The sequence below is a fragment of the Roseateles sp. P5_E1 genome, assembly GCF_054049335.1.
In genome coordinates, this window is record NZ_JBFUMN010000029.1 from 1 (window position 1) to 19,596 (window position 19,596).

Sequence of the window (19,596 nt, forward strand, 5' to 3'; positions counted from 1 at the left end):
ACGGCATCCTGCACGTCGGCGCCAAGGACAAGGGCACCGGCAAGGAAAACAAGATCACCATCAAGGCGAACTCGGGCCTGAGCGAGGCCGAGATCGAGAAGATGGTGAAGGATGCCGAAGCCAACGCGGCCGAGGACAAGAAGAAGGTCGAACTCGTGCAGGCCCGCAACCAGGCCGACGGCATGGTGCACAGCGTGCGCAAGTCGGTCACCGAGCATGGCGACAAGCTCGAAGCGGCCGAGAAGGAAGCGATCGAAGCCGCGGCGAAGGACCTGGAAGAAGCCATCAAGGGCGACGACCAGGCCGACATCGAGGCCAAGACCGAGAAGCTGATGACGGCCAGCCAGAAGCTGGGCGAAAAGATCTACGCTGACCAACAAGGCGCGCAGGCCGCTGCGGCAGCGGCCACAGGCGCCGGTGGTGCTGAACAGCCCCAGGCCGCACCGCAAGGTGAAGCCAAGCGCCCGGCCGACGACAACGTCGTGGACGCCGAGTTCAAGGAAGTCAAGGACAGCAAGTAAGTCCCGCATGACCCCTGGCCCGGGACCGCGACAAGCGTGCCCGGGCCTTTGCCCTTGAAAGAAGACGATGGCGTCCAAGCGCGATTACTACGAAATCCTCGGCGTCGCCAAAAACGCGACCGAGGAAGACATCAAGAAGGCCTACCGCAAGCTGGCCATGAAGCACCACCCCGACCGCAACCAGGGCGACGGGGCGAAGAAGTCCGAGGAAAGCTTCAAGGAGGCCAAGGAGGCCTACGAGATGCTGTCCGACGCGCAAAAGCGCGCGGCCTATGACCAGTACGGCCATGCCGGCGTCGACCCCAACATGGGCGCCGGCCGCGGCGGCCCGGGCGCGGAAGGCTTTGGCGGCTTTGCCGAGGCCTTCGGCGACATCTTTGGCGACATCTTTGGCGGCCAAGGCGGCCAGCGCCGTGGTGCGGGCGGCGGCCAGCAGGTCTACCGCGGCAGTGACCTCAGCTACGCGATGGAGATCACGCTCGAGGAAGCCGCCCGCGGCAAGGAAACGCAGATCCGCATTCCCAGTTGGGAAGGCTGCGAGACCTGTGGCGGCACCGGCGCCAAGCCTGGCACCAGCGCCAAGACCTGCGGGTCATGTCAGGGCTCGGGCACGGTGCACATGCGCCAAGGCTTCTTCAGCATCCAGCAGACCTGCCCGCACTGCCACGGCAGCGGCAAGATCATTCCCGACCCCTGCACCACCTGCAACGGCCAGGGCAAGGTCAAGAAGCAGAAGACGCTGGAAGTGAAGATCCCAGCCGGCATCAACGAGGGCATGCGCATCCGCTCGGCGGGCAATGGCGAGCCGGGCGTGAATGGCGGCCCCAGCGGCGACCTCTACATCGAGATCCGCATCAAGCAGCACGAGATCTTCGAGCGCGATGGCGATGACCTGCATTGCACGATGCCGGTGTCCATGATCACCGCCGCCCTGGGCGGCAACATCGAAGTCCCCACGCTCGGCGGCAAGGCGGAAATCGAACTGCCCGAAGGCACCCAGCACGGCAAGACCTTCCGGCTGCGCGGCAAGGGCATCAAGGGCGTGCGTTCGAGCTATCCGGGCGACCTGTACTGCCACATCGCCATCGAGACGCCGGTCAAGCTGACCGAGCATCAGAAGAAGCTGCTCAAGGAGCTCGATGAGTCGCTGAAGAAAGGGGGCGAGCGCCACTCGCCCAACGCCAAGAGCTGGACGGATCGGGTCAAGGACCTGTTCAAGTAAGCGAGCACCAAACCGGTCAGAGCCGCGGCTTCCGCAAGGAGCCGCGGCTTTTTTACGCCTGTCACGCGCAGCCCGCCTGCGTCGTAAATCACGCCGCGCACCAAAAGAGCGAGTAAACGAGATCTCCCGACTTGACTCATAAACCCTAAAGTCCGTCGACTGTCACCCCAATGACTCATAAGTGACTTCTTCTGCGCGTCTCCCGATCAAAATCCACGGCCCGGCGCCGGGGCGGGAGGCCGCTTGTTCCTGATGGACCAGACCATCCAGACGGCGTCGGCGTTGATCATCGACAGCAACGCCAACTCACGCAGCCTGATGTCGGCGCAGTTGCGCGACCTGGGTGTCGGCACCGTGCGCCAGACGCCACGCGTGAAGGATGCGCGGGTGATGCTGGAGCATCAGACGTTTGACATCGTGCTGTGCGACTACCACTTCGACAGCAGCGACACCTCGGGCCAGGACCTGCTCGACGAACTCCGCCGTGAAGGCCTGCTGCCCTATTCCACGGTCTTCGTCATGGTGACGAGCGAGGCCACGTACGCCAAGGTGGCCGAGGCCGCCGAAGCCGCGCTCGACGCCTACCTCATCAAGCCCTACACCAGCGCCAACCTCGCCGAGCGCCTGGCCAGTGCGCGCCACCGCAAGCGCGTGCTCAAGGGCATCTTCGAGGCCATCGAGAACCAGGACTTCGAGACGGCCGCCGATCTCTGCCTGGCGCGCTTCGATGCCAAGGACAAGTACTGGCTCTATGCCGCGCGCATCGGTGCCGAGTTGCTGCTGCGGCTGAAGCGCTTCGACGACGCGCGCACGCTGTACGAGGCCATCATCGCTGCCAAGACCGTGCCCTGGGCGCGACTGGGCGTGGCGCGTACCGAGGTGGCCAGCGGCAATTTGCAGGCCGCACGCCGCACGCTGGAAAACCTCACCGGCGACCTGCCCGACTACGCCGACTCGCATGACCTGATGGGCCATGTGCAGATGGAACAGGGCGACCTCGCCCAGGCACTCAAGACCTATCAGACCGCCGCGACGCTGACGCCCGGCTGCCTGCTGCGCCTGCAGCGCTGCGGCTCACTGGGTTTTTACGCCGGCCAGCGCGCCGAGGCGCTGAAGATGCTGGAGCGCGCCATGTCCCAGGGCCTGCGCTCCAAGCTCTTCGACATGCTCAGCCTCGTGCTGATCGGCCTGATGCGCTTTGACGCGAAGGACCACAAGGGCTTCAAGTACACCCACGACGCGCTGGCCGCCGCGCTGGAACGCGCGCCGGGCTCCATCCGGCTGCAGCGCTTTGACCTGGTCTTGCGCGGCCTGGCCTTCCTGCTGGAGCGCCGTGTCGGCCAGGCCCTGGTCATGGCACGCGAGGTCACCGAGCACGCCCAGAGCGGCAACTTCGACCTCGAGGCGGCCTCGCTGCTGACGGCGCTGTGGATACGCTTGTCCAGCCAGGAGGTCGAGCTTGAAGAGATGATGCCCATTCTGCGCGGCCTGGGCACGCGCTACTGCTCGGCCAAGGCCAGCACCGAGATCCTCGTGTCCATGTCCGAAGGCCACCAGGGCGCGGCCGAGCAGTTCCGCGATTGTCACCAGCAGATCTTCAATGTCGCCGAGACGGCCATGCGCCACTCGCTGCGCGGCAGTGCCAAGGTGGCCGTCGAGCTGCTGATCCAGCAGGGCGAGGCCACGCGCAACGCCAAGCTCATCGACATGGCCGGCCTGGTGCTGAAACGCCATGCCGAGAAGATCGAAGGCGCTTCAAGCCTTGCCGAACAGATCGACGACCTGCACGGGCGCTATGTGAAGCCCATGGGCGGCGGGCCAGGCAAGGCGCGGGCCGCGGGCGGCGTCACGCTGCGCGCGGCGACGGCCGAAATCGCCGCTTGAGCTGACCCGGCGCTGTCGGCCACGTATCACCCGAGACGCCAGCCCGCGCGGGGCCGCGAGAATGCGTCGCCGCCTCTTTCCGCCTCCTGATGCCTTTGCTCAAGCGCCTGCTGGCCTGGTTCCAGCCCGACACCTCGCGTCCCCTCACCCAGGCCTGGCTGGCCGCCCTGTGGATGGGGTTGCTGGCCAATTGGCCGCTGTGGCAGCAGCTGCACGGCATGGCCGATGTGCGCCCCTTCTTCATCCTTGCCTTTGCCGGCATGGTCACCGCCGCGACCGGCGCGCTGCTGAGCCTGCTGGCCTGGCCGCGCTTCATCAAGGGCCTGCTCGTCGTGCTGCTGCTGAGCGCCGGCGCCCTGGCCCACTTCATCGGCAGCTACGGCATCGTCTTCGACCCCACCATGGTCACGAACATGGTGCAGACCGACGTGCGCGAAACGCGCGACCTGCTGAGCTGGCGGCTGCTCGTCAGCATCGCACTGCTGGGCGCCTTGCCCGCCTGGTGGTTGCTGCGCCGGCCCACCGCGCCGCGGCAGGCCCTGCCGAAGCGCCTGGGCGGCAACGTCGTCGCCTTTGGCCTCGGCCTCGTCGCGATGGTGCTGCTGGCGTTGAGCGTGTTTGCCGACCTGTCATCGACGATGCGCAACTACAAGACCATCCGCTACATGGTCACGCCGCTGAACGCGGTCTATTCGATCAGCAGTGCCGCGCTGCGCCGCCAGGCCGCACCCAGCGGCCCGCCCGCCGTCATCGGCGTCGACGCCCGGCTGCTGCCGCGCGCGGAAGGGGCCAGGCCGCCGTTGCTGCTGTTCGTCGTCGGCGAGACGGCGCGCTCCATGAACTTCAGCCTGAACGGCTACGCACGGCAAACGAACCCGGAGCTGGCCAAGCTGCCAAGCTCGAATCTGATCAGCCTGCGCCAGGTCACCTCCTGTGGCACCGCCACGGCGGCCTCCCTGCCCTGCATGTTTTCGCCGCTGGGCCGCGAGGCTTTTGGCGACGTGAAGGGTACGCAGGAAAACCTGCTCGACGTGCTGCAACGCGCCGGCCTGGCCGTGCTTTGGCTGGACAACCAGAGCGGCTGCAAAGGCCTTTGCGACCGCGTGCCCAACAGCTCAACAGCCAAGCTGCCTGAAGGCGCGGCGCCGCTGCCAGCGGGCCTGTGCGATGGTGAGGAATGCTTCGACGAAGCTTTGCTGCATGAGTTGGACAAACGCATCGCGGCGCTGGATCCGGCGCGTGTGAAGCGTGGCCTCGTCCTCGTCATGCACCAGATGGGCAGCCACGGCCCGGCCTACTTCAAGCGCTCACCGCCCGACCTCAAGCCCTTCCAGCCCGAGTGCAAGAGCAACGCGCTGCAGCAATGCCCGCGCGAGCAGGTCGTCAATGGCTACGACAACACGCTGGTGACGACCGACCGCCTGCTGGCGCGCAGCATCGCCTGGCTGCAGGCGCAGCAGGCCTTCGATGTGGGCATGCTCTACGTCTCTGACCACGGCGAGTCGCTGGGCGAGAACGGCCTCTATCTGCACGGCATGCCCTATGCCATGGCGCCGGCCGAGCAAACGCATGTGCCCATGGTGCTGTGGGTGCCCGAGGGTGGAGGGCTGGCTGCGTCGCTGAAGCCCGGCTGCCTGCAAGGCCTGCGCGACAAGCCCGCCTCGCACGACAACCTCTTCCACACCGCGATGGGTTGGGTGGGCGCTCGGTCGGACGTCTACAAGGCCGGATGGGATTTGCTCGCGGGGTGCCGACGCTAGAACAGGCTCCCCTGTGCAGAAGGCTTGCGCGGCGGCGTGAACAACGCCAGTTGCACCGGCCGCCGCTTGTTGCGCAGGCCCAGCTTGTGGACGGCCCGCTGGAAGCGCGCCTGCATCAGCTGAGCCCACACGCCTTCGCCGGTAAAGCGCGTGCCGAATCGAGCGTCGTTGTCTTTGCCGCCGCGCATGTCGCGGATGCGCGCCATGACACGCTCGGCGCGGTCGGGGAAGTGGCGCTGCAGCCAGTCCTGGAACAGCGGATTCACCTCCCAGGGCAGGCGCACCGGGATGCTGAACGCCGAACTCGCCCCGGCCGCTGCAGCGGCTTCGAGGATGCGTTCCAGCTCGGGCTCGTTGATGAAGGGAATGATGGGCGACACGCTGACGCCCACCGGCACGCCAGCCTCGGCCAGTGCCTGGATGGTGCGCAGCCGCCGCGCGGGCGCCGCAGCGCGTGGCTCGAGGATGCGGGCGAGGTCGTTGTCCAGCGTCGTCACCGACAGGTAGACCGACACCAGGCCCTGCATGGCCATCGGCGCGATCAGGTCCAGGTCGCGCTCGATGCCGCTGCTCTTGGTGACGACCGAGAACGGGTGGCTGCACTCCGCCAGCACCTCGACGATGCGGCGCGTGATGCCCAGCTTGCGTTCAACCGGTTGGTAAGCATCGGTGGCCGTGCCCAGCACCAGCGACTTGGGCACGTACTTGGCGCCGGCCAGCGTTTCGCGCAGACGCTCGGCCGCATTGACCTTGGCAATGATGCGGGTCTCGAAGTCCAGCCCCGGCGACAGGTTCAGATAGCTGTGCGTGGGCCGCGCAAAGCAGTAAATACAGCCGTGTTCGCAGCCTCGATACGGGTTGATGGAGTAGTCGAAGGAGATGTCGGGCGACTGGTTGCTGGTGACGATCTTCTTGGCGTGCTCTTCGATGATCTGCGTGGCCACCGGCACATGCTCTTCGCCGGCCTCCTGGTCCAGCGAACCCCAGCCGTCGTCGTACTGCTCACGCTCGCGCTGCTCGAAGCGATGGGGCATGGCGGTGGCCGTGCCACGGCCCTTGATGGAGTCGATCGGGACGAGGGCCGGCTGGGCGGCGGCAATGCGGGTGGGAGCAGGCGACATACTGTAAATATATACAGTATTTTGACGATATTCCAGGCAAACCCCGCGCCTCCTCGGGATGGTGGCGTGACACGCCTTGCGTAGAGTCCGCCCGATGCCCCATCCACTTGCGCGGCCCTGGCCGCTGTTGCTTCTTGCCCTGGCCGCGACCTGCGGCGCCGCCTCACCCCTGCCGACCCCGGGGCACTACCGCATCGATGGCGAAGCCACCATGCGCAGCGGCAGCGGCCCCCTGTTGGTCGAACGCGTCGAGCGCTGGGACGGCAGCAACGGCAACCGCTTCATCACCACGCGGGCCGACGGCCGCTCCCACCAACAGACCTATGCCGGCACCGAGCCGGTGACCTGGTGCGTGCCGGCCGCCTCGGTGCCGCCCAACCAGTTGCCCGACCGCTGCAAGACGCGCTGGTGGCCGGCACAGGGCGGCACCCTGCTGCAGGCCGAGTGCCAGGCCGGCCGGCTGCAGGAGCAATGGAAGCAGCTCGACGCCAAGACCTGGGAGCGGCAGATGCGCCTCACGCTCGCGCCGGGAGGCGGTGGCAGCGACCCCGCGGCCGCTCTCGCCATGGTCGAGCGGGGCCTGTCGCCAGCCGAGGCCGCCAAAGCCCGCGCGGCGATCGCGGCCCTGCCCTCGGCCCAGGGCCGGGCCGCCGCGATGGCGCCGGTCTACGAAAAGATCGAGGCCACCATCCGCAACGGCAAGCCGGAGGAAGCAGCCGCCGCGCGCCAGCAACTGGCCGCCCTGCAAGCCGCCCAGGGCGGCAGTGGCGTGACGTGGACGACGACGCTGACCGAGCGCTGGACACTCACCGGCGATCACTGCAAGCCGGGCTCCTGAAACGCAGCCGCGACCGCGAGAACGCGGCCGAGATAATCCGCCCGCTTTCCCCTTGGCGACTTTTGCCCTTTTGGCAGGTGCCCTCGTCCGCCCAATGCCTCTCGAAGCGATTCCCGGCACCCCCGCCCGACTGCGCGATCAGCGCGACTACATGCGCCTGCTGGGGGCCCGCGTGACCGGCGGCGCAGCCAACCAGATGCTGATGGTGGCCCTGGGCTGGCAGATGTACGACCTCACCTCCAGCGCCTGGGACCTGGGCCTGGTCGGCCTCGCGCAATTCCTGCCTGCCCTGCTGCTCACCTTGCCGGCCGGCCATGTCGTGGATCAGCACGACCGGCGCCTGCTGCTGGCCGCCAGCCTGGGCCTGCAACTCGTTGCCGCGGCCTGCCTGGCGCTGTCCAGCGCCAGTGGCTGGGTGGGGCCGAACATGATCCTGATGCTGTCCGTGCTGCTGGGCTGCGCCCGCGCACTGCAGATGCCATCGCAGCAGGCCCTGATGCCGACGCTTGTGCCCCCCATGCTGCTGCCCCGTGCCGTGGCGGCGGCCAGCTCGTCGATGCAGGTGGCCATCATTGCGGGCCCGGCCCTGGGCGGCGTGCTCTATGCGCTCGGGCCCTGGGCGACGGGTGCTGCCGCGCGCGGCGATGCGGCGCATTGGGGCGCGGCCATCGTCTACGGCGTCTCGCTGCTGTTGCTCGCCGCGGCGATAGCCAGCGTGTTGACGATCCGCCATCGCGCTGCGCCGTTGCGCCGTGCGGCCCCCGACCTGGCGCAGCTGACGGCCGGCATCCGTTTCATCTGGCAGAGGCCCGTCTTGCTCGGTGCAATCTCGCTGGACCTGTTCGCCGTGCTGCTCGGCGGTGCCACCGCCCTGCTGCCCATCTTCGCGCGCGACATCCTGCACACCGGCCCCGAGGGGCTGGGCCTGCTGCGCTCGGCCCCGGCCCTGGGCGCCGTCGTCGTCGGCGTCTGGCTGGCTCGCCACCCCATCGCATGCCGCGCCGGCCACTGGCTGCTCGGCGCCGTGGCGGTGTTCGGCTTGACGATGATCGCGTTTGCGCTGACGACCTCCTTCCTGGTCGCCTTCGCCGTGCTGGCCGTCAGCGGTGCGGCCGACATGTTCAGCGTCGTCATCCGCCAGTCCCTGGTGCAGCTCGAGACGCCGGACGAGATGCGCGGCCGCGTCGGCGCCGTGAATTCGGTCTTCATCGGCGCGAGCAACCAGTTGGGCGAGTTCGAGTCCGGCGCAACGGCGGCCCTGCTTGGCCCGGTCGGCTCAGTGCTGCTCGGCGGCATCGGCACGCTGGCCATCGTCGCGCTTTGGTTCAAGGTCTTCCCGGCGCTGGCACGGCGAGACAGCCTGCAACCCGAGTCGCGCGAAACGTTGGCGCGTTGATCGCGCCGACTACGCGTAGGCCACGACCTACATCTCCACGCGGCCTCGGCGAGATGGCTGGCCCACGCACCGGCGACTAGATTTGAACGGTCGGAAGCCAGGAGCTGTAGCCTCAACAGGCCGCTCAACAGGCCAACGGCGGAACGCTCGACGCCTCGCGTCGAGCGTTCTCTTTTTGCCCAACGCTTCGGAACGCCGCCAGGCACACGGCTTGCCCATCGCCCATCACATGAGCAGCGTCCGCATCCAACCCTTCAATCCCGACAAGATGAGGAGGTGAACATGGACGTCTCGGGGCTTTTCGCCATCCACGTGTCGCCACTGGAGCTGATGCTGCGGGGCACGCTGATGTACTGGTTCCTGCTGCTGATCTTTCGCTTCGTGCTGCGGCGCGACCCCGGCTCCTTCGGCGTCGCCGACATCCTGATGGTGGTCGTGATCGCAGATGCCTCGCAGAACGCCATGTCGGGCAGCTACGACACAGTGGCCGAGGGCTGGATCCTGGTCGCTACGCTGGTGTTCTGGAACTATGCGCTGGACTGGGCCAGTTGCCGCTGGCCCCTCGTGCACAAGCTCACCGAGCCTGCGCCACTGCAGCTCGTCAAGGCGGGGCGCGTGCTGGGCCGCAATCTGCGCAAGGAGTTCCTGACGCGCGAGGATCTGGAGGCCCAATTGCGCCAGGCTGGCGTCGAGGACGTCGGCGCGGTGCGGGCGGCCTACCTGGAGGGCGACGGCAAGTTGTCGGTACTGCGATACGACGAGAAGAAGCCTGCCCGCCGGGACGAGGACGAAGGACCGCCCGGCACATGACGTCGGACGAGACACGGGCACACTGCCTGCCCCCGGCCCGCCCTCAACACGGAAGGACGAACTTGAAAGCCGATGAAGAAGGCCTGCACCGCAGCGAGGAGCGTTTTCGCCTGCTGGTGGACAGCGTGCGCGACTATGCGATCTTCATGCTGGATCCCGCCGGCCATGTGCTGACCTGGAACGCCGGCGCCGAACGCTTCAAGGGATACAAGGCGGACGAGATCATCGGCAGCCATTTCTCGCGGTTCTACCCGCCGGAGGCGCTGGCCCGGCAGCTGCCGGCCCATGAACTCGAGATGGCCGCGCGCGAAGGCGCCTTCGAGGACGAGGGTTGGCGCGTGCGCAAGGACGGGTCGCTGTTCTGGGCCAATGTCGTCATCACGGCGATGCGCGACCCGACGGGACGGTTGGTGGGTTTCGCCAAGGTCACGCGAGACCTGACACAAAGGCGCAACCACGAGGAAGCGCTCAAGCGCAGCGAGGAGCGTTTTCGGCTGCTGGTCGAGGGCGTGGCCGACTACGCCATCTTCATGCTGGACGTGAACGGCCGCGTGTCGTCCTGGAACGAAGGCGCGCAGCGCATCAAGGGCTACGCCGCCGAGGAGATCCTTGGCGAGCATTTCTCCGTCTTTTATCCGCCGGAAGTGCGCGCAAGCGGTTGGCCCGAATACGAGCTGCAGCAGGCCCAGGAGGTCGGGCGTTTCGTCGACACGGGCTGGCGGCTTCGCAAGGACGGCACGAGCTTCTGGGCGCAGGTGAGCATCACGGCGCTGCGGGACGAGACCGGGCAGTTGATCGGCTACGCCAAGCTGACGCGCGACCTGACGGCCACCATGCGCATCGAGGCCATGGAAATCGCCAACCGCGAACACGAGGAAATCCTGGACGCCGAGCGCAATGCGCGCATCGCCGCCCAGCGCGCCACGCGCATCAAGGACGAGTTCCTCGCCACGCTGTCGCACGAACTGCGCACGCCGCTGACGGCCATCCTCGGTTGGACCCAGGTGCTGCTGCGGGCCAAGCCAGGCGATGAGCGCGTCAATGTGCAGCGCGCCATCGAGGTCATCGATCGCAATGCGCGTGCCCAGGTGCAGCTCATCGACGACCTGCTGGACCTGAACCGCATCATGACCGGCAAGCTGAGGCTGGACCTGCAGCAACTGAGCATGGCCAACGTCATCCAGGCAGCCGTCGAAACCGTCGCTCCTTCGGCATCGGCCAAAGGTGTGGAGCTGCAATCCCTGCTGGATACGGGCCCCGCCATGGTCAATGGCGACAGCGGGCGGTTGCAGCAGGTGGCGTGGAACCTGCTGAACAACGCCATCAAGTTCACGCCCGCGGGCGGCCGGGTGCAGGTGCTGCTGCAGCGCGTCGACTCCCAGGTGGAATTCAGTGTCAGCGACACCGGCATCGGCATCCCGGCCGCCTTCCTGCCTCAGGTGTTCGATCGCTTCACGCAGCAGGACGGTTCCACCTCACGGGCCCACGGCGGCCTGGGCCTGGGCCTGGCGATCTGCAAGCAGCTTATCGAGCTGCACGGGGGCAACATCCGCGCCGAGAGCGCCGGTGAGGGCCGGGGCGCGAGCTTCTTCGTCAGGCTGCCGCTGTCTGCCCTGCAGGCGGCCGGAGAGCGTGACGAGGATCCTGCCTCTGCCGATGCGCGGGCCAGCGAGAATCTCGCCCTCCCCAAGCTGGACGGCGTGCACATCTTCGTGCTGGACGACGAGCAGGACACACGCAGCCTGCTGTGCCGCATCCTGGAGGACCAGGGGGCCCGGGTGGTGGCCTTTGCCTCGGCGCAGGAGTTGCTCAAGGCCGTCCAGCTGTCACGGCCGACCGTCATCGTCAGCGATGTGGGCATGCCCGGCGTGGACGGCTATCAGATGATCCGTACCTTGCGGGCGACCGAGACGCGGAACTCCCGCATTCCGGCCCTGGCTCTCACGGCCTTCGCCCGGGCCGAGGACCGCAAGCGCTCGCTGCTGGCCGGCTTCCAGGCCCATCTGGCCAAGCCTTTCGACGTGGCCGAGCTCATCCTGCTGGTGGCCAATCTGGCCGAGAAATAGCGCGCGCCTCAGTACTCGTCACGCTCCACACCCACATACCCAGGTGCGAGGTTCTCAAACTTGGTGTGCATCCGCTGGAACATCAGCTTGACTGTCCCGACCGGGCCATTACGCTGTTTCGCAATGATGATCTCAGCCACGCCCGGCTCCTTGCACTCGTCCTTCGTGTAGTACTCATCACGGTAGATGAACATGATGATGTCGGCGTCCTGCTCGATGGCGCCGGACTCACGCAGGTCGGACATCATCGGCCGCTTGTCGGGCCGCTGCTCCACCGAGCGGTTCAGCTGCGACAGGGCGATGACGGGGCACTTCAGCTCCTTGGCCAGGGCCTTCAGGCCGCGCGAGATCTCGCCCAGCACCGTCGCGCGGTTTTCCTCGCTGCCGCCGCCATTGCCGCTCATCAGCTGCAGATAGTCGATGACGATCAGGCCGAGCTGGCCGCAGATGCGCGCCTGGCGGCGTGCACGGGCGCGCACCTCACTGGGCGATAAGCCGGGGCTCTCGTCGATGAAGATGCTGGCCTTGCCGAGCTTGTCGACGGCCTCCGACAGGCGCCCCCATTCGTCGTCCTTCAGCTGGCCGGTGCGCAGATGGCTCTGGTCGATGCGGCCGATCGAACCGACCATACGCAACGCGAGCTGTGCGGCACCCATTTCCATCGAGTAGATGACGACGGGCAGGCCTTCGTTGATGGCGACGTTCTCGGCGATGTTGACCGCGAACGCGGTCTTGCCCATGGACGGGCGCGCGGCGAGCACGATGAGGTCGCCGCCCTGCAGGCCGGCGGTCTGGCGGTCCAGGTCGTAGAAACCGGTGCGCACGCCGGTCACGTCCTGGGCGCCGCTCTCGGCCAGCTCGTTGACGCGGTCGATCAGCTGCACGACGAGCTGGTCCATGCTCTGGAAACCCTGGCGGCTGCGCGAGCCCTCCTCGCCGATACGGAAGATCTTGCCTTCGGCTTCGTCGAGGATCTGCGTGACGGCGCGGCCTTGCGGATTCATCGCGGCGGTCGCGATCTCGTCGCTGGTGGCGACCAGCTTGCGCAGGATGGCCCGCTCGCGAACGATCTCGGCATAACGGCGCAGGTTGGCGGCACTTGGAACGCTCTGGGCCAGCGCATTCAGATAGGCCAGGCCGCCGCATTCCTCGGCGCGCCCCACCGAGGTCAGTTCGTCAAAGACGGTGACGACGTCAGCCGGCTTGCCCGCATTGATCAGCTTGCCGACCGCTGCGTATACATGCTTGTGCTCGAAGCGGTAGAAGTCGGTCTCGGTCAGTAGGTCGGCCGCCTTGTCCCAGGCCGAGTTGTCGATCAGCAGGCCACCGAGCACGCTCTGCTCGGCCTCGACCGAATGCGGCGGCACGCGCAGGCGTGCGACCTCATCGTCATACGGCGCGGCGGAAGAAGAAGCAGGAAAGATCGCGGACATGCCTGTGGATAAAGCTGTGAACGAACTGGGAGCAGACGGTGGACGAAGCGGGAAAACTCGTCCCAGAAAAACCAAAGGCCGAAACCCTGTGGGGCCTCGGCCTTCTTCAATGTTGCGGCGTCAGACGCCGCAGCGCAAGGGCGCTTACTCCGACGTTACTCGGCTTCAGCAACCACCTGGACGGTGATCTCGACCACGACGTCGGTGTGAGCCGCGACCTGGACCGGGAACTCGCCGACGGTCTTCAGCGGACCGTTGGGCAGGCGCACCTGCGACTTGGCGATGGCGCTGCCAGACTTGGTCAGCGCTTCGGCCACGTCGGCGTTGGTCACGGAGCCGAACAGGCGGCCGTCAACGCCAGCCTTCTGGGCGATGCGCACGGTCTTGCCAGCGATGGCTTCACCCAGCTTTTGGGCTTCGGCCAGCTTGGCAGCAGCAGCCTTTTCGAGCTCTGCGCGGCGGACTTCGAATTCCTTGATCGCGGCCTCGGTGGCGCGGCGCGCCTGCTTGGTCGGGATCAGGAAGTTGCGGGCATAACCGTCCTTGACCTTGACGACGTCGCCGAGGTTGCCGAGGTTGGATACTTTTTCGAGCAGGATCACTTGCATGTCGTCAGCTCCTTAGACCTTGTGCTGGTCGCTGTACGGCAGCAGGGCCAGGAAGCGCGCACGCTTGATGGACACCGTCAGCTGACGCTGGAAGAAGGCGCGCGTGCCGGTCAGGCGAGCGGGCGTGATCTTGCCGTTTTCGGAGATGAAATCGCGCAGCGTGTCGATGTCCTTGTAGTCGATCTGCTCGACACCGGCGACGGTGAAGCGGCAGAAACGCTTGCGACGGAACAGCAACGATTGTTGGTTGCGCTTGGGCTTCTTGTCTTTGGAGAAGCGACCTTTACCACGTGGCGGGGGCATAGAGGACCTCTGTTAAATCTATCCGGATTCAATCAATTCCGGGTTCTAGGAAGCAGCGGGTTCGATCACGGTGACGTGGGCGATGAAGCCCCGGCCGTTGCGCTGGTGGGTCAGGAAACCGCGGAAGACCGCGATGCCACCGACTCCCAGCGCCTGCAACTGCTTGGCCACCTCGCCCACCGCAACCGCTTTGATCTCCAGCGAGATCTTGCGCGGCTTGCCGGCTTCGATGACTTCGGACTCGGCCTTGAGGCTTGCGTCCAGGGCCATCAGCCCGGCGGGTGTGTAGCGAACTTGTCCGAGTTGCTGGATCTGCGCCTGGAGGTGAAGCTGGTTCACGCCAGGGGCACGCTGCTCGAAAAACCTGGTTCTTTAGCGATGACCTGTGCTCAGGCCGCTTCTTGCGGTTGCGGCGCCTTGCGGGCTTCTTCGCGCTCGACGGCCTTCATCATGACCGAGGGGGTCGCGATGGCCTTGTCCTGAACCACGGTGAGGTGGCGCAACACGGCGTCGTTGAAGCGGAAGCCGGTCTCGAGTTCAGCCAGGACTTCCTTGCTGCACTCGATGTTCAGGCACAGGTAATGGGCCTTGGCGAGCTTCTGGATCAGGTAAGCCATCTGGCGACGGCCCCAGTCCTCAACTCGGTGCACGACACCACCACCGGTGGTGATCAGGCCCTTGTAGCGCTCCAGCATGGCCGGAACTTGTTCGCTTTGATCCGGATGGATCAGCAGAACGATTTCGTAGTGACGCATATTTACTCCTTGTGGATTCCAGCCCGACAGGGTTGCCGGTCTGAGGAAGCCGCGCCACGGCGTCTACACGCGGTACGGCAAGGGGGAACCAAGGATTCTAGCCCGGAAGGGGTGAATGACCAAATCGCCGCCCCTTCACTCTCGTTGATCAGGCCACCGGCCGACTGCGCAGCTTGTCGACGAAATCACGATCGCGCTGGCTGGGCGCGGCTGTCAGCAGGCTGACGAGGGCCAGGACCAGCGCACCGGCGGGCACGCCGAAGAGGCCGGCCGAGGCCGGCTGGATGCCCCAGATCAATGTCGCCGGGCCGGGCAGGCCGATCAGGGCCCGCGCGCCCGGGTGGGCGATGACGAGATAGATCAGGCAGACGACGAGGCCGGTCAACATGCCCGCCAGGGCGCCGGCGCGGTTGGCGCGGCGCCAGAACACGCCGGCGACCAGGGCCGGGAAAAAGGTCGAGCCGGCGATGGAGAAAGCGGCCGTGACGACGGCCAGGATGTCCGCCGGCCGGCTGGATGCCACCGCCGCCGCCGCCAGCGCTGCCGCCAGCAACAAGGCCTTGGACAGCGTGACCCGCCGCGTGCGCGACGCCTCGGGGTTGATGGCCTTGTAGTAAAGGTCGTGGGACAGCGCGCTGGAGATGGCCAGCAGCAGGCCGTCTGCGGTGGACAACGCAGCCGCCAGCCCACCGGCCGCCACCATGCCCGAGATGACATAGGGCAGGCCGCCCAGCTCGGGCATGACCAGCATGACGAGATCGGGGTGCAGGCGCAGTTCGCCCAGTTGCAGGCGGCCATCACCGTTCAGGTCCACGGCCGACAGCAGGGTAGGGTCGACGCGCTGCCATTGGCGTATCCAGGCAGGCAGTTGGTCGAAGGACGTGCCCACCAAGCTGTTGAAGACCTCGGTCTTGACCATGACGGCCAGGGCCGGCGCCGTCAGATAGAGCAGGCAGATGAAGACCAGGGACCAGGCCACCGACTGGCGCGCCGTCGCGACGGAGCTGGTCGTGTAGTAGCGCGTCAGCAGATGCGGCAGGCCGGCCGTACCGACCATCAGGCAAAAGGCCAGGGCGATGAAGTTGCGGCGTGCCGCGCTGGCCTGCTCGCGCTCGGGCGGGCTGCCGTCGGGGTTGCCTGCAAAGGGCTGCATATGGGGCACGAGGCCGGACAGCGGCTGGGCGAGCTGAGCCTCCCCCGCCTGCTCGCGCCGCCAGCGCTCCTCGGCCTCGGGCGGTGTACGCGGCAGCGCGGCGCGCTGCTTCTCGGCGGCCTGGATGCGGGCCAGCGGCGCGCCCTCGGCCTTCAGCGCGGCGACCTGAGCGGCCGCCCTGCCCTGCTCGTCGGCCAGCGCCTGGGGCACGTCGGCCAGGCGCGCGGCGGCTGCATCGGCACGCCGCTGGTGGATGGCGCGTACCTGCAGCTCGCCCGGATCGCGCATCAGCTCACGCTCGCGCTCGGCCAGTTGATGCAGCTGCTGGCCGTAGACGAGCTGCGGCAGGGGCCAGCCGGTCTGCTTGACGCTGAGCCAGATGACCGGCACCAGGTAGGCCAGGATCATGATCAGGTACTGGGCCACCTGGGTCCAGGTGACGGCACGCATGCCGCCCAGGAAGGAGCAGACCAGCACGCCGCCCAGGCCGACGAAGACGCCGACCTCGAAGCCCAGGCCGGTGAGTCGCGTCGTGATGAGGCCGACGCCGTAGATCTGTGCGACCAGGTAGACGAAGGACACCAGGATGGCGGCACAGGCGCCCACGAGCCGCAAGGCGCGGCTGTCGAAGCGTTCGGCGAGGAAGTCCGCCAGCGTGAACTGGCCGAAGCGACGCAGATAGGGCGCGATGCACAGCGCCACGAGAACGAAGCCACCCGTCCAGCCCAACACATAGGCCAGGCCCGCGTAGCCGCTGGCGTAGAGCGTGCCGGCCAGGCCGATGAAGGTGGCCGCGCTCATCCAGTCCGCACCGGCGGCCATGCCGTTGTACAGCGGCGGCACGCGCCGGCCGGCGACGAAGTATTCGGCCGGATCGGTGGTGCGGCAAAGGATGCCGATGACGGCATAGACGGCGACGGTCGCGCCGAGGAAGGTGTAGCCGATCCAGACCTTGGGCAGGCCGCGCTGCTCGCCCAGGCCCAGGCTGACCACCAGGGCGATGAAGCTCAGTGCGAACAGGAAATAGCGGCGGTGCAGAGGGCTGGCGGACACGGCCGCGATCATGGCAATAAAAAGCCCGGGTTCCCTTGCGGAGAACCCGGGCCGATCTTCAGTCGCTCAATCGCGAAGACTTACTTGGCGGCCAGGCGCTGCCAGGTCTCGATCACCGTGTCCGGGTTCAGCGAGATCGACACGATGCCCTCCTCGGCCAGCCAGTCGGCGAAGTCCGGGTGATCGCTGGGACCCTGGCCGCAGATGCCGATGTATTTGCCGGTGGCGCGGCAGGCGCGGATGGCGCGCGAGATCATGGCCTTGACGGCCGGGTCGCGCTCGTCGAAATCGCCGGCCAGCTGCTCCAGGCCCGAGTCACGGTCCAGACCGAGTGTGAGCTGCGTCAGGTCGTTGGAGCCGATGGACATGCCGTCGAAATGCTCCAGGAACTGCTCGGCCAGGATGGCGTTGCTCGGCACTTCGCACATCATGATGATGCGCAGGCCGTCCGTGCCACGCTTCAGGCCGCGCTCCGCGAGCATCGCAACGACCTTTTCGGCCTGCTTCACGGTGCGCACGAAGGGCACCATGATCTCGATGTTGTTCAGGCCCATTTCCTTGCGCACGCGCTTGAGGGCCTCGCACTCCATCGCGAAGGCGTCCTGGAAATCGCCGCTGATGTAGCGCGAGGCGCCGCGGAAACCCAGCATGGGATTCTCTTCGTCCGGCTCATAGCGGCTGCCGCCGATGAGCTTGCGGTACTCGTTGCTCTTGAAGTCAGAGAGGCGAACGATGACCGGGCGCGGGAAGAAGGCGGCGGCAATCGTCGCGATGCCTTCGGCCAGCTTATCCACATAGAAGGCGCGCGGCGAGGCGTGGCCGCGGGCGACGGACTCGACGGCCTTCTTCAGGTCGGCATCGATGTTCGGATAGTCCAGGATGGCCTTGGGGTGGACACCGATGTTGTTGTTGATGATGAACTCAAGCCGCGCCAGGCCCACGCCGCCAGAGGGCATCTGCGCGAAGTTGAAGGCCAGCTGCGGGTTGCCGACGTTCATCATGATCTTGATGGGGCAGTACGGCAGCTCGCCGCGGTGCACCTCGCTGATCTCGGTCTCGAGCAGCCCGTCGTAGATATAGCCGGTGTCGCCCTCGGAGCAGGCCACCGTGACGAGCTGGCCGTCCTTGAGCTTCTCGGTCGCGTCGCCGCAGCCGACCACGGCCGGGATGCCCAGCTCGCGCGCAATGATGGCCGCGTGGCAGGTGCGGCCGCCGCGGTTGGTGACGATGGCGCTGGCGCGCTTCATGACCGGCTCCCAGTTCGGGTCGGTCATGTCGGTGACGAGCACGTCGCCGGGCTGCACGCGCTCCATCTCGGCCACGCTATCAACCAGGCGGACCGGGCCGGTGCCGATCTTCTGGCCGATGGCGCGGCCTTCCGCCAGCACGGCGCTGTGGGCCTTGAGCTTGTAGTGGTGCTCGACCTGGCCTGCAGCTTGGCTCTTCACCGTCTCCGGGCGGGCCTGCAGGATGTAGATCTTGCCGTCGACGCCGTCACGGCCCCACTCGATGTCCATCGCGCGGCCGTAGTGCTGCTCGATGATGAGGGCGTACTTCGCCAGCTCGGTCACCTCGGTGTCGTTCAGCGAGTAGCGGTTGCGTTGCTCGGGCACCGTGTCGACGGTCTTGACGAGCTTGCCGGCAGCCGCCTTTTCCTCGGGCGACGCGAACTCCATGCGAATCAGCTTGGAGCCGAGGTTGCGGCGGATGATGGCCAGCTTGCCGGCCTTCAGCGCCGGCTTGTGCACGTAGAACTCGTCCGGGTTCACAGCGCCCTGCACCACCGTCTCACCCAGGCCATAGCTGGACGTGATGAAGACGACCTCCTGGAAGCCGCTCTCGGTGTCGATGGTGAACATGACGCCGGCCGAGCCGAGGTCGGAGCGCACCATGCGCTGCACGCCGGCGGACAGCGCCACGTCGTTGTGCGCGAAGCCCTTGTGCACGCGGTAGCTGATGGCGCGGTCGTTGTAGAGCGAGGCAAACACCTCGCGCATCTTGTGCAGCACGTCATCGATGCCGACGACGTTCAGGAAGGTTTCCTGCTGGCCGGCAAACGACGCGTCGGGCAAGTCTTCGGCCGTGGCGGACGAACGCACGGCGAAGGAGACGCCTGGGTTGTCGGCGGTCAGCTGCGCGAAGGACGAGCGCACGCCGGCTTCCAGGTCGGCCGGGAAGGGTTGGTTCTCGATCCAGCCGCGGATCTCGGCGCCGGCCTCGGCCAGCGCGCGGACATCGTCGGTGTTGAGCGTGGCCAGGCGCGCCGCGATGCGCGCGTCCAGCCCCTCGTGCTTGAGGAACTGCCGGAAGGCGTGCGCCGTGGTGGCGAACCCTCCGGGGACGCGCACGCCGCTGGCGGCGAGCTGCGAGATCATTTCGCCGAGGCTGGCGTTCTTGCCGCCAACTGCCTCGACATCGCTCATCCTCAGGTTCTCAAACGGTACGACCAGGGCGGTCGCCTCGAACAGGGTGGACATGGGGAAACTCCGGGAGGTTGAAAAACCGGTGTCGTCGCGTCGTCCACGCCCAGTGCCGAGCCAAGATGCTCAAGGCAGGCGCAGCTCCGTCCATTTCTGGATTCTTTGAGGAGGAGGGAGGCGCGCATGGGCTGATCGCGATGAATTGCCGCGGATTCTAGGCCTCGGGTTTCATCCGGGTACGGCGGGGGGATGT

At 66.9% G+C, this 19,596-nt stretch carries 16 protein-coding genes; 8 read left to right on the plus strand and 8 right to left on the minus strand.

The annotated features are described in order from the left end of the window. The 4 genes from ACXJKJ_RS19540 to ACXJKJ_RS19555 form a co-directional block, all read left to right on the plus strand. A partial coding sequence (locus ACXJKJ_RS19540) for an Hsp70 family protein (protein ID WP_457391747.1) occupies positions 1 to 521 on the plus strand: 521 nt, incomplete at its 5' end. A gap of 67 nt (positions 522 to 588) precedes the next feature. Then, complete coding sequence (gene dnaJ / locus ACXJKJ_RS19545; RefSeq protein WP_056198076.1) at positions 589 to 1,743, plus strand: molecular chaperone DnaJ; 1,155 nt, start codon at positions 589 to 591, stop codon at positions 1,741 to 1,743. A gap of 252 nt (positions 1,744 to 1,995) precedes the next feature. Then, positions 1,996 to 3,627: a response regulator gene (locus ACXJKJ_RS19550; protein WP_457391786.1), complete on the plus strand. Its 1,632-nt coding sequence runs from the start codon at positions 1,996 to 1,998 to the stop codon at positions 3,625 to 3,627. An 89-nt stretch (positions 3,628 to 3,716) separates the two neighbouring features. Next, entirely contained in the window at positions 3,717 to 5,387 is a 1,671-nt protein-coding gene (locus ACXJKJ_RS19555) for a phosphoethanolamine transferase (protein WP_457391748.1), read from the plus strand. On the opposite strand, the gene ACXJKJ_RS19560 is transcribed toward ACXJKJ_RS19555, so the two are convergent. Further along, entirely contained in the window at positions 5,384 to 6,508 is a 1,125-nt protein-coding gene (locus ACXJKJ_RS19560) for a PA0069 family radical SAM protein (RefSeq protein WP_457391750.1), read from the minus strand. The two genes, ACXJKJ_RS19555 and ACXJKJ_RS19560, sit on opposite strands and share 4 nt — an antisense overlap. Positions 6,509 to 6,602: 94 nt before the next feature. On the opposite strand from ACXJKJ_RS19560, the gene ACXJKJ_RS19565 reads away from it, so the two are divergent. The 4 genes from ACXJKJ_RS19565 to ACXJKJ_RS19580 all read left to right on the plus strand — a co-directional run bounded on the left by ACXJKJ_RS19565 (position 6,603) and on the right by ACXJKJ_RS19580 (position 11,618). Further along, positions 6,603 to 7,346, plus strand: a complete 744-nt coding sequence (locus ACXJKJ_RS19565; protein ID WP_056198080.1) for a hypothetical protein — start codon at positions 6,603 to 6,605, stop codon at positions 7,344 to 7,346. Between the two features lie 94 nt (positions 7,347 to 7,440). Continuing rightward, entirely contained in the window at positions 7,441 to 8,742 is a 1,302-nt protein-coding gene (locus ACXJKJ_RS19570; protein WP_457391751.1) for an MFS transporter, read from the plus strand. Between the two features lie 282 nt (positions 8,743 to 9,024). Beyond that, positions 9,025 to 9,552, plus strand: coding sequence for a DUF421 domain-containing protein (locus tag ACXJKJ_RS19575; protein WP_457391752.1), 528 nt, complete (start codon positions 9,025 to 9,027; stop codon positions 9,550 to 9,552). Continuing rightward, a complete protein-coding gene (locus tag ACXJKJ_RS19580) occupies positions 9,549 to 11,618 on the plus strand; it encodes a hybrid sensor histidine kinase/response regulator (protein WP_457391753.1) in 2,070 nt (689 codons plus the stop codon). The genes ACXJKJ_RS19575 and ACXJKJ_RS19580 overlap by 4 nt, the downstream gene beginning before the upstream one ends. Positions 11,619 to 11,626: 8 nt before the next feature. Here the strand turns inward: ACXJKJ_RS19580 and dnaB are convergent, their stop codons facing one another. The 7 genes from dnaB to ppsA form a co-directional block, all read right to left on the minus strand. Further along, positions 11,627 to 13,051, minus strand: coding sequence for a replicative DNA helicase (dnaB, locus tag ACXJKJ_RS19585; protein WP_457349733.1), 1,425 nt, complete (start codon positions 13,049 to 13,051; stop codon positions 11,627 to 11,629). A gap of 155 nt (positions 13,052 to 13,206) precedes the next feature. Continuing rightward, the gene (gene rplI, locus ACXJKJ_RS19590; RefSeq protein WP_056198090.1) at positions 13,207 to 13,659 is read right to left on the minus strand and encodes a 50S ribosomal protein L9; all 453 of its coding nucleotides are present in this window, start codon (positions 13,657 to 13,659) and stop codon (positions 13,207 to 13,209) included. A 12-nt stretch (positions 13,660 to 13,671) separates the two neighbouring features. Further along, positions 13,672 to 13,962 carry a 30S ribosomal protein S18 gene (gene rpsR, locus ACXJKJ_RS19595; RefSeq protein WP_056198092.1) on the minus strand — a complete coding sequence of 97 codons (291 nt, stop codon included), beginning with the start codon at positions 13,960 to 13,962 and terminating at the stop codon, positions 13,672 to 13,674. A gap of 45 nt (positions 13,963 to 14,007) precedes the next feature. After that, positions 14,008 to 14,301 carry a primosomal replication protein N gene (gene priB, locus ACXJKJ_RS19600; protein WP_056198094.1) on the minus strand — a complete coding sequence of 98 codons (294 nt, stop codon included), beginning with the start codon at positions 14,299 to 14,301 and terminating at the stop codon, positions 14,008 to 14,010. A gap of 50 nt (positions 14,302 to 14,351) precedes the next feature. Then, a complete protein-coding gene (rpsF, locus tag ACXJKJ_RS19605) occupies positions 14,352 to 14,717 on the minus strand; it encodes a 30S ribosomal protein S6 (protein ID WP_056198096.1) in 366 nt (121 codons plus the stop codon). A gap of 148 nt (positions 14,718 to 14,865) precedes the next feature. Further along, a complete protein-coding gene (locus ACXJKJ_RS19610; RefSeq protein WP_457391754.1) occupies positions 14,866 to 16,923 on the minus strand; it encodes a sodium:solute symporter family protein in 2,058 nt (685 codons plus the stop codon). An 80-nt stretch (positions 16,924 to 17,003) separates the two neighbouring features. After that, positions 17,004 to 19,400, minus strand: coding sequence for a phosphoenolpyruvate synthase (gene ppsA / locus ACXJKJ_RS19615; RefSeq protein WP_457391756.1), 2,397 nt, complete (start codon positions 19,398 to 19,400; stop codon positions 17,004 to 17,006). Positions 19,401 to 19,596: the final 196 nt, after the last annotated feature.

What these genes read in the sequence shown, in the direction of transcription:
- dnaJ (WP_056198076.1), top strand. Translation starts at nt 589, where the DNA reads ATGGCGTCCAAGCGCGATTACTACGAAATCCTCGGCGTCGCCAAAAAC.
- ACXJKJ_RS19550 (WP_457391786.1), top strand. Translation starts at nt 1,996, where the DNA reads ATGGACCAGACCATCCAGACGGCGTCGGCGTTGATCATCGACAGCAAC.
- ACXJKJ_RS19555 (WP_457391748.1), top strand. Translation starts at nt 3,717, where the DNA reads ATGCCTTTGCTCAAGCGCCTGCTGGCCTGGTTCCAGCCCGACACCTCG.
- ACXJKJ_RS19560 (WP_457391750.1), bottom strand. Translation starts at nt 6,508, where the DNA reads ATGTCGCCTGCTCCCACCCGCATTGCCGCCGCCCAGCCGGCCCTCGTC.
- ACXJKJ_RS19565 (WP_056198080.1), top strand. Translation starts at nt 6,603, where the DNA reads ATGCCCCATCCACTTGCGCGGCCCTGGCCGCTGTTGCTTCTTGCCCTG.
- ACXJKJ_RS19570 (WP_457391751.1), top strand. Translation starts at nt 7,441, where the DNA reads ATGCCTCTCGAAGCGATTCCCGGCACCCCCGCCCGACTGCGCGATCAG.
- ACXJKJ_RS19575 (WP_457391752.1), top strand. Translation starts at nt 9,025, where the DNA reads ATGGACGTCTCGGGGCTTTTCGCCATCCACGTGTCGCCACTGGAGCTG.
- ACXJKJ_RS19580 (WP_457391753.1), top strand. Translation starts at nt 9,549, where the DNA reads ATGACGTCGGACGAGACACGGGCACACTGCCTGCCCCCGGCCCGCCCT.
- dnaB (WP_457349733.1), bottom strand. Translation starts at nt 13,051, where the DNA reads ATGTCCGCGATCTTTCCTGCTTCTTCTTCCGCCGCGCCGTATGACGAT.
- rplI (WP_056198090.1), bottom strand. Translation starts at nt 13,659, where the DNA reads ATGCAAGTGATCCTGCTCGAAAAAGTATCCAACCTCGGCAACCTCGGC.
- rpsR (WP_056198092.1), bottom strand. Translation starts at nt 13,962, where the DNA reads ATGCCCCCGCCACGTGGTAAAGGTCGCTTCTCCAAAGACAAGAAGCCC.
- rpsF (WP_056198096.1), bottom strand. Translation starts at nt 14,717, where the DNA reads ATGCGTCACTACGAAATCGTTCTGCTGATCCATCCGGATCAAAGCGAA.
- ppsA (WP_457391756.1), bottom strand. Translation starts at nt 19,400, where the DNA reads ATGTCCACCCTGTTCGAGGCGACCGCCCTGGTCGTACCGTTTGAGAAC.